The sequence below is a fragment of the Paraglaciecola polaris LMG 21857 genome (assembly GCF_000315055.1).
Classification (GTDB): domain Bacteria; phylum Pseudomonadota; class Gammaproteobacteria; order Enterobacterales; family Alteromonadaceae; genus Paraglaciecola; species Paraglaciecola polaris.
The window spans coordinates 1-14,901 of the sequence record NZ_BAER01000109.1; the positions used below are offsets into that span (position 1 = coordinate 1).

At 44.4% G+C, this 14,901-nt stretch carries 13 protein-coding genes; 10 read left to right on the forward strand and 3 right to left on the reverse strand.

The features are described from left to right. The 6 genes from GPLA_RS16995 to GPLA_RS17020 all read left to right on the forward strand — a co-directional run. A partial coding sequence (locus GPLA_RS16995; RefSeq protein ID WP_040515209.1) for a Calx-beta domain-containing protein occupies positions 1-2,060 on the forward strand: 2,060 nt, incomplete at its 5' end. 281 nt (positions 2,061-2,341) lie between these two features. Further along, positions 2,342-3,940, forward strand: a complete 1,599-nt coding sequence (locus tag GPLA_RS17000) for a cation:proton antiporter family protein (protein ID WP_007106193.1) — start codon at positions 2,342-2,344, stop codon at positions 3,938-3,940. Between the two features lie 172 nt (positions 3,941-4,112). After that, a complete protein-coding gene (locus GPLA_RS17005; protein WP_007106194.1) occupies positions 4,113-5,108 on the forward strand; it encodes an alpha/beta fold hydrolase in 996 nt (331 codons plus the stop codon). Positions 5,109-5,451: 343 nt separating this feature from the next. After that, positions 5,452-5,934, forward strand: a complete 483-nt coding sequence (locus GPLA_RS17010; RefSeq protein WP_007106195.1) for a MarR family transcriptional regulator — start codon at positions 5,452-5,454, stop codon at positions 5,932-5,934. Between the two features lie 2 nt (positions 5,935-5,936). Then, positions 5,937-7,001 (forward strand): HlyD family secretion protein, encoded by a 1,065-nt coding sequence (locus tag GPLA_RS17015; protein ID WP_007106196.1) that lies wholly within the window; start codon positions 5,937-5,939, stop codon positions 6,999-7,001. Positions 7,002-7,010: 9 nt separating this feature from the next. Continuing rightward, positions 7,011-8,093, forward strand: a complete 1,083-nt coding sequence (locus tag GPLA_RS17020; RefSeq protein ID WP_007106197.1) for a DUF2955 domain-containing protein — start codon at positions 7,011-7,013, stop codon at positions 8,091-8,093. Between the two features lie 78 nt (positions 8,094-8,171). Here GPLA_RS17020 and pgi read toward each other — a convergent pair whose 3' ends face one another. Both pgi and tal read right to left on the reverse strand, forming a co-directional pair. Continuing rightward, the gene (pgi, locus tag GPLA_RS17025; RefSeq protein ID WP_007106198.1) at positions 8,172-9,815 is read right to left on the reverse strand and encodes a glucose-6-phosphate isomerase; all 1,644 of its coding nucleotides are present in this window, start codon (positions 9,813-9,815) and stop codon (positions 8,172-8,174) included. Between the two features lie 81 nt (positions 9,816-9,896). Then, a complete protein-coding gene (tal, locus tag GPLA_RS17030; protein ID WP_007106199.1) occupies positions 9,897-10,850 on the reverse strand; it encodes a transaldolase in 954 nt (317 codons plus the stop codon). A gap of 217 nt (positions 10,851-11,067) precedes the next feature. Here tal and GPLA_RS17035 point away from each other — a divergent pair, with 217 nt between their 5' ends. Together GPLA_RS17035 and yaaA are read left to right on the forward strand one after the other, a co-directional pair. Beyond that, positions 11,068-11,559: a macro domain-containing protein gene (locus GPLA_RS17035; RefSeq protein WP_007106200.1), complete on the forward strand. Its 492-nt coding sequence runs from the start codon at positions 11,068-11,070 to the stop codon at positions 11,557-11,559. Between the two features lie 179 nt (positions 11,560-11,738). After that, positions 11,739-12,512, forward strand: coding sequence for a peroxide stress protein YaaA (yaaA, locus tag GPLA_RS17040; protein WP_007106201.1), 774 nt, complete (start codon positions 11,739-11,741; stop codon positions 12,510-12,512). Positions 12,513-12,596: 84 nt separating this feature from the next. Here the strand turns inward: yaaA and GPLA_RS17045 are convergent, their stop codons facing one another. Continuing rightward, positions 12,597-13,337 (reverse strand): helix-turn-helix domain-containing protein, encoded by a 741-nt coding sequence (locus tag GPLA_RS17045; RefSeq protein ID WP_007106202.1) that lies wholly within the window; start codon positions 13,335-13,337, stop codon positions 12,597-12,599. 171 nt (positions 13,338-13,508) lie between these two features. On the opposite strand from GPLA_RS17045, the gene GPLA_RS17050 reads away from it, so the two are divergent. Next, a complete protein-coding gene (locus GPLA_RS17050; RefSeq protein WP_007106203.1) occupies positions 13,509-13,910 on the forward strand; it encodes a hypothetical protein in 402 nt (133 codons plus the stop codon). 2 nt (positions 13,911-13,912) lie between these two features. Further along, positions 13,913-14,767 carry a DUF2145 domain-containing protein gene (locus tag GPLA_RS17055; RefSeq protein ID WP_007106204.1) on the forward strand — a complete coding sequence of 285 codons (855 nt, stop codon included), beginning with the start codon at positions 13,913-13,915 and terminating at the stop codon, positions 14,765-14,767. Positions 14,768-14,901: the final 134 nt, after the last annotated feature.

The following is a 14,901-nucleotide window of genomic DNA, read 5'->3' on the forward strand; positions in this document are numbered from 1 at the left end:
GGGCTTCTATGGTGGCATTTGGTGTAGGTCTCGCAGTTTTTTCTGTTGCCGCAAATGAAAGTCGAAATTTCACTCATTTTGAAGACGCTTTAACGCCAAGTAAATTTGAAATAACCCTAGAGCAACTTAAATCGCAGGCGATGACATACCAAACACGAGCTAAATCACCTACTGGCACAGCTAACAAAGAAGCGGCGGCCATCGTTGACCTGTTTGTGTGGTTTCAACCTGCCTATTTGACCAAAATCGGTGTTCAGTCGGCTCATAGCCGGTTTAGCGAGATGGTCGATGGGGTAAATCAAGCATTTCTGGACAGCGAAATAGATGTTTCGATACGTCTCGTTAATGCCGAACCTCTGCGTAATGTTTCAGATGAGCTGCCATTGCAAAGCACAATTGATAGTGATGGTAACGTCACTCAAGGTGCGCTGGATAGATTTAATTCTGTGGTGTTAGACGTAAATGCTCGGTCGGAAGGACCTTACTACGAATACAAGAAATATGCGGCCTATGGCGCTGACTTAGTGATGTATGCGCGGGATTTTAGGGAAGCAGAGCAAACTAATCTGTCATTGGGAGTAGGGGCCAATGGGGGGCAAATCAGTGCTATTTTTGATCGTTATAATGGCCTGTCAGATGAATTTATGTTTGAGAGCTATAGTATTTTCAAACATGTTATTGGGCATAATTTTGGTGGTGATCATGAGGTGGGCAAAATATCGACTTTAACATCCGAGTCAGATGCACGAGCCACTACCTGTGATGGCGGCAAAAATACCATTATGTGGAGCGGCTACGACAAAAATAATGCTGTTAGTGTTTATTCAAACCCCAATATCCAGCTCGGTGGGGAATTTTGCGGAGAGTTAGGCAAGACAGATAATACCAGAGTGATAAACTCTAATGCTGTAATAACCTCTAATCGCTGGGATGCACCTGACAGCTTAGGTATCATTTCGTTTAGCCAGACAGGCTACACAGCGAATGAAACTGACGGTACCGTAACCATTACGCTAACCAGGGAAGGCAGTTTGAGCGGTGAGTCTGAAGTGGAATTGGCGATATTGGATGACAGCGCTACGGTAGGCAATGATATTGCGATAACATCTGGTGTTAAACGTGTATTTTTTAGCAGTGGTGAAGCTTCGGTGACGGTGGTACTTAATTTAATCGTCGATGAGGTAGCTGAAACACAAGAGTCGGTTAACCTCATTCTACGCTATCCTTTAGCTGCCACTGTTACGGCTACCCAAGCAAAACTAACCATAGAAGAGTCAGGCCAGGTCAATCCCGGCGAAGTCGATGTGTCGGTGAGTGAAGCAAAAGTTGAGGGGCAGGATGTGGTTGTAACCCTAAATCGTTCTAACGGTTCTGATGGTGAAATTTCATTTGAGGTTGCCACCGGTATAATGACCGCAACGGCAGATCTTGACGCTGCTACTGCCGATGATTTTACAGCGTTAAATACAGCTGTCACTTTTGCTGACGGGGAAACACAAAAAACGCTGAATATATCAACATTGGATGATGATTTAGTTGAATCAACCGAGGGCTTTTCGGTGATGGTGACGGCAAAACAAAACAGCATAATTAATAACAGTCAGAACGTTGCGCAAATATTAGACAATGACGAAGTCAATGCTGGCAGCTTTACATTAAGCGCCGCTGATTCGCAAGTTAACGAAGATGTTGGGACTCTCGAACTGACCATAGATCGCACCGGTGGTTCTGATGGTGCAGTAGAAATTGGTATTGCTGTTGAAGGTGGCGGAGAAGATTTTGCTCAGCTTGACACCACCTCGGTAGTGTTTGCTGATGGTGAAGTCCAAAAGGCAGTGGTGGTAAGAGTACTGAACAATAATTCCACTGCTCAGACCACACAAAATTTCTCAGTGGTTATGACTACGCCTGAGACGGTTACCGCTTCAGTCGCAAGAGTTACTGTTACTGTACTCAATGACGATGAAGCTACACAAACATCAACTGCGGATTCTGGTGGTGGTGCATTCGGTTGGTTATCGCTGTTATTGGCTGGGTTAGTATTTAGAAAAAGGCAGTAACCTTGCTAAAGCCATTAAAAAGGTATCAAGTCTGACTCAGACATGGTGCCTTTTTTTCTATACGAGCTGCGCCATGAACTACCATACTTGCACGCTAATAAATGGAGTAGTTGGTTGCTGACTCGCTATTTTATGCAAATCATCATCACGCTCGCGTAGTGGAAACATGATATTGGTTGTCTGTATTTTTCAAATTTTCGACCTAGAATTAATCACTATCTATTGATTAATCATTCAAAGTTGCCATGCTACGGGCAAAATAATCTTATGTAGTAGTATAAATGGAAATTGTATGGCTTTTATTCGCCTTTGTGGGCGGCCTAAGTATGAAACAGTTGGGATTACCGCCACTGATTGGTTTTTTAGCTGCGGGCTTTTTACTGAATTACTTTGGCTTTGAAAGTTCAGACAACCTGCAGTCGCTGGCGGATTTAGGCATTACACTAATGCTTTTTACTATTGGCCTAAAACTCAATATTCGCGACCTATTAAAACCTGAAGTGTGGGTGACCAGCGCTCAACATATGCTAATTTGGGTGCTCTTGGTTACCGGGATCGTTTTTGCTTTAAGTTATCTCGGTCTGTCGTATTTCGCTGATATGACGCTTCAGCAGGCTGCGCTACTCGCCTTTGCATTAAGTTTCAGCAGCACAGTGTGTGTGGTCAAAATACTCGAAGAAAGTGGGGAGATGAAAACCCGACACGGTAAAATTGCCATTGGCGTGCTGGTCATGCAAGATATTTTCGCCGTACTCTTTTTAGTCTTTGCCGCGGGTAAAACGCCCACGTTGTGGGCGTTTGCTTTATTCGCCTTGTGGTTTGCGCGCCCTATATTGTATCGCATTATCAACAGTGCGGGTCACGGTGAGTTATTACCTTTAACGGGTTTTTTGTGTGCTTTGGGTGGTTATTACTTATTTGACTTAGTGGGTGTCAAAGGTGATCTAGGGGCATTAATTCTCGGTATGTTGATAGCACCCCATGTCAAAGCTGCTGAGCTAAGTAAATCCCTATTGAGCTTTAAAGATCTGTTTTTAGTTGGTTTCTTTTTGTCCATTGGATTGATTGCTTTACCTAACTTGGAAATGGCCATCATTGCCTTATTATTATGCCTACTAGTACCGCTCAAGTTTTTGTTATTTTTTGCCACTTTTGTGCAGTTCAAGTTACGCGCCCGTACCGCCTATTTGTCAGGTTTGGTGCTGAGTAATTTTAGTGAATTCGGTTTGATTGTGGCCGCGTTAGCCGTCAGTTCTGGTTGGCTAAGCCCTCAATGGTTGGTGATCGTCGCGTTGAGCGTGTCTTTTTCTTTTGTGTTTACCAGTTTGCGCTATAAAACAGCGCACAGTCAGTATTTGAAACTCAAAGATCTTCTGCGCCAATATGAAAGTAACGTTAGATTGAAAGAGGATATCTATCAACAACCAGATGGCGCAAGCGTGCTCTTGATAGGTATGGGTCGAGTCGGCCGAGGTGCTTTTGGCGCATTGTTGCCCTCATTGGGGGATGAATTGTGTGGGGTAGACGCCGATCCTCAACGTGTGCGGAAACTGCAAGAAGACGGTTTAAAAGTGATTGTCGGTGATGGTGAAGATGCCGATATGTGGGAAAATGTCGACACAACAAACGTGAAGTTAATATTGCTGGCATTACCGTCTATTGAAGATACGGCGCATATCACCCAGCAGCTTCGTGTTGCTCAGTATCAGGGCAAAATCGCCGCCATTGCCCGTTATGATGATGAAGTTGAAAAACTCACGGCCACAGGAACAGATTACGTTTTCAATATGTTTACGGAAGCCGGTGCGGGGTTAGCTGAAGAAAGCTTACGTATGCTCAGCGCAGAGGGTGAGTATGAGGCGGCAACGTCTCGACCTTGAGTTCGCTAGCCTTATGTTATGAGGGCAACCAACTTAGACACTTGCTATTACGTTATGGTTAAGTTTGAAATGTCGCTCTGTGATAGCCTTGAAATGACTAATAATCATATTAGCGCGACTGATTTGCCCTGCCGTTTTCTCAAAACATAGTCGCGCTAGCTTAAGGAACGATATGAAAATACTGTATTTAGTCGCTTGCATACTGTTTAGCGTACCTAGCTTTGCCAAAAGTGATGAACTTAAGATGTTGCAATACGATGCCACCTTGAGTGAAGTGACTTACCCCTTTAGTGTTGCTCACTTTGCGCTCCGGTCCCAAGGCCAGTCGTTAGACATGGCGTATATGTACTTACCCGCAACGTCAAACAAAGAAGTCGTTGTTTTACTGCACGGTAAGAACTTTAACGGAGCCTACTGGCAGTCTACAGCCGACTATTTACACCAGCAGGGTTACGGGGTGCTCATCCCAGATCAAATTGGTTTTGGTAAGTCATCGAAGCCAACGAACTATCAATATTCTTTTGCCGCTTTAGCCAGTCATACACATGCATTAATGGAATCTTTGGGCATAGAAAAAAGTATTATGGTAGGGCACTCAATGGGCGGAATGCTGGCAAGTCGCTTTGCGTTGATGTTTCCAGACAATACATCCCGCTTGGTTTTGGTTAATCCCATTGGTCTTGAGAACTATCTGTTATATACACAATATAAAGATGTGGACTTCTTTTATCAGCAAGAATTGAAAAAAAACGCCCAATCGATTCAGGCCTATCAACAGAAAAATTATTATGCCGGCCAGTGGAAGCAACAATATGCCCAACTGACCTATTTTTTAATCGGTCAAGTCCAAGGACCCGACAAAAACACCATAGCTCACGTGAACGCGTTAACCTACGACATGATCTTTACTCAGCCAGTCATTGAGGAATTTAATGCTCTGGGCGTACCTACAAGCTTGATTTTAGGCACCCGAGATAGAACTGGGCCAGGCCGTAACTGGCAAAAAGCCGATAATACCTACGAGCTGGGCCGATATGACTTGCTTGGAGAGCGTGCGGTAAAACGGCTTAAAAACGGAAAATTATATCAACTTGATGGTTTAGGGCACCTTCCGCAAATAGAAGATTTTTCACGTTTTAAAGTGGTTCTCGACCAGGCGTTAAATTAGCGCCATTTCATTGCTAGCAGCTAATCAATGGCTTGGGTGGCTTTCAATACTGACCTTATTTATGTGTTGATTTAACATTTTAGGTTATAGCGTCCATTCAAGCTTCATTTACTTACCAGTTTCCTCGTGACTAACGGTATTTTCACATCATCGATTCGTGAAAGTGCTCCACTGGCATTAACCTAACCCCCTTCTTTTCGCAATTTTGTAAAAACTTGTCGACAAAATGTTTCAAATTATTAGTTAGCTTGCTAAGTAAACTTCAACCCCTATAATACTTAGCATGCTAAGTAAATAAGCGCGTCTGTTATCCAATGCGAACGAATAGTGATTTGAGGTTCATATGTCAGATACGACAGGTCAATACAGAAAATTGAATAACCCAGCTTTGGGTTGGTTGTTAGGGCGAGTGTTTCGTTTATGGCGCAGTGCCATCTCGCAGTCGGTTAAACCGTTGGGAATGACCGAGGCACGGTGGGCGGTCATGATGAATTTGAAAACCTTAGGTGAGGGCACATCCCAACATACGTTGGCCAGTGAGCTGGGTATCGAAATGCCATCGCTAAATAGGACGGTCAATCAGCTGGTGGAACTTAATTTAGTGAAACGTCGGGAACACCCAAGTGATCGTCGTTGTAAGTGTTTATGGTTCACCCAAGCAGGTAACACACAGCTACAAGCGTTGGACGCTTATGTTGGGTCAGTACGTAGCGAGCTAACACAAGGCATTACAGATGAGGAGCTTGATGGGATGTTCAATGTCCTGAAAAAAATAGAAAGTAACGCCAGTGCTTTACTCAACAAGCCAATGGAAGGAGACAAATAATCATGGCGCCGGATCAAATGTTTAAACGTTGGGTGCATATCGCATTGGCGATATTTGCCTTGTCATTCATATACTTTCTAGTTGCGGATCTCTGGATGCCAGTAAGTACGCAGTCTCGAGTGTTACACCCAGTGGTGAACATATCTTCAAAAGTAAGCGGGCAAGTGGAAACCATTTATGTACAAAATAACCAAAATGTAGAAGCTGGCCAAGTGTTGTTTAGTTTAGACAAACGTCCCTATGAAATCGCGGTTGAAAAGGCGCAGCTGGCGATTGAAAGTGCAACCCAAAGTAACTTGCAATTAGACGCAGCGATTACGGCTGCAAAAGCGCAAGTCGTGGCTTCTAAAGCGGATGTGGACGAGTTAGCGCTTGAAGTTGATCGGGTAGACAGTCTCATTAAATCGAATACTGTGTCTCGTCAATTGTACGACCAAACTAAAGCCAACTATCAAGCTGCAAAGGCACAAGTCGAGGCTACCCAAGCTGATGTGATTAACTATCAGGCACAGCGGGGTAAAAGCGGTGGTGAAAACTTACTTCTTCGCCAAGCGCAAAATACCCTACAAAATGCCCAATTACAGTTGCAATACGCGGATGTGCGTTCCCAAGTAAAAGGCCAGATGAGCAACTTGCAATTACAGCCTGGTAACTACGCACAAGCTGGCTCTGCCGTGGCTGCCGTGGTAGTCGAGAAAGGGGATATTGTGGCCGACTTTAGAGAAAAGTCGTTGAGTCATGTGCAAATTGGTGATGATGCTTCAATTGTATTTGATGCGCATCCGGGGCAGGTCTTTCAAGGTCGGGTAGTCGCTATCGATGCTGGCGTGAAAGATGGTCAGCTCAGTGCTGATGGCTCGTTAGCGAATCCGGAAAACTCGGATCGCTGGGTACGTGATGCACAGTACATGCGTACGCACATTGTGCTAAAGGAAAATCAGTCGTTGCTAAAGACCTTGCCCTCTGGCGCTAGAGCGACGGTACAGCTTCATCCGGTGGGCGGTTTAGCCAGCTGGTTAGGTTCGCTGCAAGCGCAGGTTATCAGTGTTATTCACTACATTTACTAGGCCTAGCTGATGTTAAAACCTCAATTACGGCTGCCCTTTATCCGCAAGGGGAGTGTCAGCCGGCCAGCTCATCGTGCGTTAACGGCTAATGAAGTGCGCCAATGTTTGCGCGTCGCCTTTGGCGCGACGCTTGGCTTCACAATTAGTAAATTGATGGGCTGGAATTACGGGACCTTTTTTACGGTCTACCCTATGTTGCTCTTAGGTTTGGTGCCCATCCTAAATAGCCACATTATTCGCCAATTCCTTGCAAATGCGGCGTTGGTCACCGCGTTTGTTTTTGTGGTTCAAGGGATGTTTGGCGATCAACCCATTCCCATGACCATAGCTGTTGTTATGATATTCGCCTTCATGTTTCGTTGCATGTCTAACGGGGCAAACTTCTTATTTGGCGCCGTGGGTATGGTGGGATTATCAATGCAATTACACTTTGCTAGTTACAGCAGTGCATCGGTAAGTGATTTAGTCATGTCTAACGTGGCGGCAAGCATACTTACCATCTTGCTCGCGATGTTTATGCATTTTATTTTTCCTGACGTAGAGGCTAGGGCAAAGCCACCTGTGATCACTAAACCTGATAGCAATCGCCGCCATGAAGTTATCTTGGCGACCACAGTGGCCACATTGTCTTTTATCGTGTTTCAAGTTTTGGACTTACAAGACTCACTTTCAGCTCAGGTTTCATCCGTACTGATCCTATTTCCTTTGAATTGGTACGGAGCGGGACGCTCTGCGCTTAATCGCGCCATAGGCACACTTATCGGGTGTAATATTGGCTTAGCTTGGCAATTCGTATTGCTCGACCACAGCAGTATTCTATGGTTTGTCAGTATTGCTTTGTGGGTAAGCGTTATGTTGTTTGCTCGTTATCACATGCTAGAAGGCGGCGGGTCAGGTGCAGGCTTTGGTGCTATGACGACTATGGGGATTTTATTCGGTCAGTATTTATCACCCCAGCAGGATTTAGTGTACAACGCTCTGTACCGCTTTACCTCAGTTTCGGTATCTGTCGCGGCGACATTGACGGCCGTGTACTTAATGCATCGATTATTGAATCGGTTTGTAAGTACTCGCTTCGTTGTAGTGGGCTAATATTCTTAATGTGAAGCAGAATAAATAAAAAAGAGACCTTTAAGGTCTCTTTTTTATTTTACTCATCACACGGTGAATTTAAGCGTTAGCTTGCCTGAAACGTGCGATTAATGCATTGGTTGAGCTATCAAAAGACAAGGCCGTATCTGTGTTAACGATTTTATCTAACACCTGATTACCTAATTCTTTACCAAGCTCTACGCCCCATTGGTCAAATGAATTTACGCCCCATATCGCTCCTTGAACAAACACTTTATGTTCGTACATCGCGACCAGTGAACCTAGGGTTTTTGGATCCATTTGTTCAAACAACAAGGTGTTGCTTGGTTTGTTGCCCGGCATGGTTTTATGGGTGGCTAATTTAACCCGTTCCGCTTCATCTAAGCCCTTACCTTCAAGATCGGCGTAACACTCATCAAAGGTTTTGCCTTGCATCAATGCTTGAGTTTGACCAAAGCAGTTTGAAGCGAGCATCGCATGATGGGTATTGTCTTGATTGGGCACATTCAATGGCAGCATAAAGTCAGCAGGGATCAGCAAGGTACCCTGATGAATAAGCTGGTGGAATGAGTGTTGACCGTTAGTGCCTTCACTACCCCAAATAATAGGGCCTGTAGCATAATCAACCTGGGTAGTGTCACCAGAGATGTTTTTACCATTACTTTCCATATCGAGCTGTTGAACATAAGCGGGGAAACCACGTAAATAATGGTAATAAGGTAAAAGCACATGGCTTTGGGCACCAAAAAAATTGATGTACCACACACCTAATAAGGCGCTAAGCATAGGTAAGTTTTGCTCAGGGGGAGCCGTTTTAAAGTGCTCGTCCATGGCATAAGCGCCTTCAAGTAACTGGCGATAATTGTCGTAGCCCATGGTCAAAGCAATGGGTAAGCCTATGGCAGACCACAAGGAATAACGTCCGCCAACCCAATCCCACATGGGGAATATATTGTCTTCTGCCATACCGAAATCAGTGGCGGCTTTGATGTTCGACGACACCGCAATGAAGTGCTTAGCGATATCTTGCTGCGTACCGCCGGCTTGTAAGAACCAATCTTTAGCGGTTAAGGTATTTTGTAAGGTCTCTTGTGTCGTGAAGGACTTAGAAGACATTACCACTAAGGTTTCTTCATGATCTAGGTCTGCGAGTACGTCTTGAATGTGGCACGCATCAACGTTTGCAACAAAATGTACTGTCACCCCATCAAACCAATATGGTTTAAGGGCTTCAGACATGATTTTAGGACCTAAGAACGAACCACCAATACCTATGCTGACTATCTGTGTTAGGGCTTTACCTGTGTAGCCTTTACGCTCGCCACTGTGAATGCTAGCAACAAAGTCTTTGATTTTTTCTTGGCAGGCCAGTACTTCTGGCATCACATCTTGACCGTCAACATAAACAGGCTGGCCAGAAAAATTACGCAAAGCGGTGTGCAACACTGCACGTTGTTCGGTGTGATTAATAATATCGCCCTTGAACATAGCATCACGTTTTTGCGTGACTTGGCTTTCGCCGGCCAGTGAGAACAAAGCCTTCATTACATCATCAGTGATAAGATTCTTAGAGAAATCTAACTCGATACCGCAGGCAGTCTGCTGGTATTTTTTCGCACGAGACGAATCGCTCGCGAACCAGTCACGCATGTGTTGCTGTTTAACATCTTCAGCTAATGAAGCAAGCTTTTGCCAAGTAGGGGTGTTAGTCAACGCAGTCATGCAGGACTCCTTTGGGTTTAATAAAGAACATATAACGTAAAAAAAAGCGCCTAATCAGACGCGCTTTTCCTCTTGCCTGTATTACAGGTAGCTTTTTAACAGGGTTTCAAGTTTAACTTGGTCGGCTGCAAAGTTACGAATGCCTTCAGACAGTTTCTCAGTGGCCATTGCATCTTGGTTCATTTCCCAGCGGAACGCTGCTTCATCAAGAGGCTGACCAGGGGTTTTGGTTGCGCCGTTGTCTTTTAATTTAACGTCAAGAGGAGCCGTCGTATTCGATAACTCTTCTAATAATCCCGGACTGATCGTCAAACGGTCACAACCGGCAAGCTCGGTAATTTCACCGATATTACGGAAGCTTGCGCCCATAACCACGGTTTTGTAACCATGCTCTTTATAGTAGTTGTAAATTTTCGTCACTGACTGAACGCCAGGATCTTCACTTGCTGCGTATTCGCTTGTACCGGTTTTTGCTTTGTACCAATCAAGAATACGACCAACAAAAGGTGAAATCAGATATGCGCCAGCTTCAGCACAAGCCTGGGCTTGGGCAAAACTGAACAAGAGTGTTAGGTTACAGTTGATGCCTTCTTTTTCTAGATGCTCGGCGGCTTTAATACCTTCCCAAGTTGACGCCAATTTGATCAGAATACGACTTTTGTCGATACCTGCATCTTTATATAAGGCAATAAGCTTGTGAGCTTTTTCGATGCTGCTTTGGCTATCAAAGGACAAACGAGCGTCTACTTCAGTAGAGATACGACCCGGAACGATATTAACGATGTCAGTACCTATGGTGACGGACAACTTGTCGCCTGCATCAATGATTTGCTGCTGAGCATCATTCGATTGTTCTTTAGCCCAAGCGACGGCGCTTTCAAGATGCGAGCGGTATTGCTCCATTTCCGCTGCTTTTAGTAACAATGAAGGATTGGTAGTGGCATCAACAGGTTGATACTTCTTAATCGCTTCTATATCGCCGGTATCGGCAACCACTGTGGTGATATCGCGTAACGCTTGTAACTGATTGGACATGCTAACCTCGAATTCATTATGTTGTAAAATTACAACATTTTTATCAACAAATGTATATGTTCTCAGACTATTATTGGGGGGTGATCACACCACAATCAATGCTGTCGTTGAATTATATATTCAAGACTGCCTTGGCATAATAACTGAGATCAGGTGTATACAAACAGGTAGCATAGGATATAACTCTTGACCTGCATACGCGAGTAAAAGACCCACAATGGCAGCAAAAATAACGCTAATACAAGAAGACATAAACCAACTACAGGTCGATAGCATAGTCGTTTGTAGCTACTTAAGTAGCTCAAAAGGCCATGATGAGAATAGGCAAAGTGTTGATGGTGTGTCGATAAGCATAGCCGAAACGATCGCCAGTGATCCCTGGTTGGCAGAGGTGGTGATCCAGCTAAATATAAGCCATGTTACTGATTCTGCTAAAGATACTTCAGCTCAAATTCACTCAAGTTATTGCCAAGCGCTGCACTGCGCCGATGGGGCAGGTATTCGTAGTATTGCCTTTAGGGTGATGGGCAATCATGAGAGTACAGGTCCCTGCATGCTCTCTGCCGCACACCTTTGTCAGCTCGCGATCAGTGCTGTCAGCGAGGCGTCCATTCAATATGATAATCTGCGTAAAATCATTATTTGCGCGCAAAGTGATGCGCAATATGCTTGCCTTGTCGACGCCCTACAGAGTGAACAGCTACATTGAGCTATTTCGTTGGGCTTGAATCGTATTGTGATATTGATATTTGCGGTCTGTCGTAGCCCTTAGCCATACCCTATGCATCAATGATTAAATTTTATGATTAAGCTTATCTATTTTAATCGTTTGAGCAAAGCCGTCGTATTGGTATCATAAACGTAATTGATTAAGTGAAAGGAACTGACATGTTACTTGTAGTATCACCCGCAAAAAATCTCGATTTTGAAAAAGTTGAAAGTACGCTGGCATCAACTCAACCTGAGTTACTGGAGCACAGTCAGCAGTTAATCGCTCGCAGCCGCAAACTGAGCCCTGCGCAAATCGGCTCGTTAATGAAAATCAGTGATAAATTGTCAGGCTTAAATGCAGATCGCTTTGCTGCATGGCATGCGCCCTTTACCGACGATAACGCCAAACAGGCTATTTTGGCCTTTAACGGAGATGTATATACGGGTTTAGATGCGACGAGTTTTTCTGATAACGACTTCTCATATGCGCAAAAACATATGCGTATATTATCGGGTTTATACGGTTTATTAAAACCATTGGATTTGATGCAGGCGTACCGCTTGGAAATGGGCACCAAGCTAGACACAGAGCGTGGCACTAATTTGTATCAGTTCTGGGGTGACATCATCACGGAAAAGCTCAATCAAGCGCTGGCCGAGCAAGGTGACAATGTATTGGTTAACCTTGCGTCTACGGAATACTTTAGCGCCGTTAAACCTAAGGTGCTAAACGGTGACATTATCGAGCCGGTCTTCAAAGATTTTAAAAATGGTCAGTACAAAATCATTAGCTTTTACGCCAAGAAAGCGCGCGGCTTAATGGCTAGATATATCATTCAAAACCAAGTGAGTGACGTGACACAACTGCGAGCATTTGACACCGCAGGCTACCGCTTTAGCGAAGCGCAAAGTGTTGGCAATAAATTCGTCTTTTTACGGGATGAGCAGTAGTGTCATCATCGCTACGTCCCAGTGGTTTGGTTCACTGACAGCGATTGTTTTAGCTAATGATCGCTGGCTAATTATTCTGATCTTTTATGGGATTTCCCTGCGCAGATTTTCAAACAGTGAAGGCTCCCATGGGCGCATGGCCATCAATAGCCCGAAGTGCTGTCGCTTCCCCAGTGGCAGGCTTGCATCTTCTTGATTTAATATAGCGGCCTCTTTTGTTAACTGATTGAGCTTGCGCTGAATAATGTCTACCGAGGTTTGTGAATACCGTCCTCTGAGATAGAACCTAAATGTCCATGGTTCTTCTTTTTTTGGCGCCATAAACTTGACCATGACTTCACGCTCCATGAACCGCTCAAGCGGCCCTCCGGGGATCCATCTAAAATCTTGAGCAATCAGTGATTTGTAGTGATTATTGGGCAGTAAGTCGATTATTTTTATGCGGTCCAACTTAGCTAATAGCTGAACGCACTCATGATTATCAATATCGTAGTATTGAATGATTTCATCAAACGTCCACGCATCGCGCACACAAACAGCCACAAGTAATAATTTGGTGTTGCCTAGCAACTCGTTTTCTTGCTCTTCGGTGAGTTGAGTAAGCTGCTGGGTTTGCTTTTGGGCGATGATAAACAGATCAGACAAACTCATTTGCAGAATGTCACAAATTTGCTCTAAACGGTCGAGTGCGAAGCTATTGGTCGAGAATATTCGCTTGACGTTGGCTTCGCTCATATTGAGCTTTTCAGCAATGTCTTTGTAGGTGATCTGATGTTGACGTAGCAATTGCTTTAAGGTGCTGCTGATTTGATTGATCTGGCTCATAAATCCCTTTGGTATCGTATTCATATACTTTTGGTCGCACTTGAGTATACATAAATGGTTAATGTTTACACAGGTAATACCAGCACATAGTCTGTATCTCGTTCCTTGGCGATGTCATATCAAGAGAACATAAACGTTATCAAGCATAATAAAAACCAAAAAGGATTACCGATGAACCTTATCAACACGTTAGTTGCTATTACGCTTACATTTTCAGTGACTGGGTTGCACGCTCAAGGTTCGGTTCACCATAGCGCTCAGGCGAGCAAGCATTCAGCATTAGCTTTAACCGAAGGTGTTGCATCAACCGCTAAGGTGGCCAGTGTGGTTGTTGCTGCCCCTTTGATCGTCGCTGGTGGCGTAAGCTTAGTCACTGGCAGTGCCATCGCCGAGTCAGCTGGTGGCGTCAAACACAGTCATGCAAGTAAACCAGCCAATGTCGCGCCTTTAGTCATAAGTGAAACAACGGTCACGGTGGATCCTGCGCCGAATCAAGTGGTTTTAATTCAAAGCACTACACACATGAAGAATCCGCAAATTAAGAACCAAAATACTAATAAACAAGGTCAGTAATCATGACTATGCCTTTTAAGCAGCTGTTCACAGCAGCCGTACTTGCTTTAACGGTAGCCTTTACCGCGACAGCAGGTAGTCAAGCTAAGCAAACCACTACCCATGAACCTGATAAAATAATTAACTTTGCTAAGAATGTTGAGAAGTATGCCGCAGGGCAGGGAGCAAGAGCGTTTATTATTGCCAGAGTAGGCCGACCGCAAAAAAACTTGCCAAGGGGGATTCGTTTCACGCATACCGCGGTGGCTCTGTACTCTGACATCACCCTAGACGACGGTGAATTAGTCAAGGGCTACGCTATTTATAACCTTTACCAGAAGGCCGAGCAACTCGACAAAAGTCAGTTAATCACAGACTACCCAGCGGACTTCTTTTGGGGGGCAGATCAGTTAACAGCTGGTGTGATTATTCCTACCCAGGAAATACAAGCACGTTTAATAGACATCATCACGACAGGCAAAAATCAGCAGTTACATAACAACCACTACTCGGTGATTGCTAACCCGATGAATGCCCAGTTGCAAAACTGTACGGAGCATACATTAGACATGCTAAATGCAGCCATCTATCAGACGACTGATATAGCAAAGTTAAAAGCCAATACCCAAGCGTATTTTATACCGCAGCGCGTACACATGAGTCGCTTTAAATTGCTGTTTGGCTCGATGCTGCAAGATGATGTCACCACCAAAGATCATGCAGGTAAAGTGGCAACTGTCACCTTTACATCAATTGCTCAGTATTTAGCAAAATACGACTTAGCCAGTCAAAGCGTGATTTTAGGCCGTAACGGGCAAGTACTTGAAGCGATGACAGATATGACGTTTCAATCGATTCGCGCACCAATAAAGAGTTAACAGGATGATATAGCCAGCAGGGTATCGTAAAAATATACTTTTGGTGTAGTTATGCTCAACAAAAAGCAAGAGGGTTTATTTACTCTATTCCAAAGGGCATATTAGCACCACCCCAGCAAGACGCGGGTTTAATT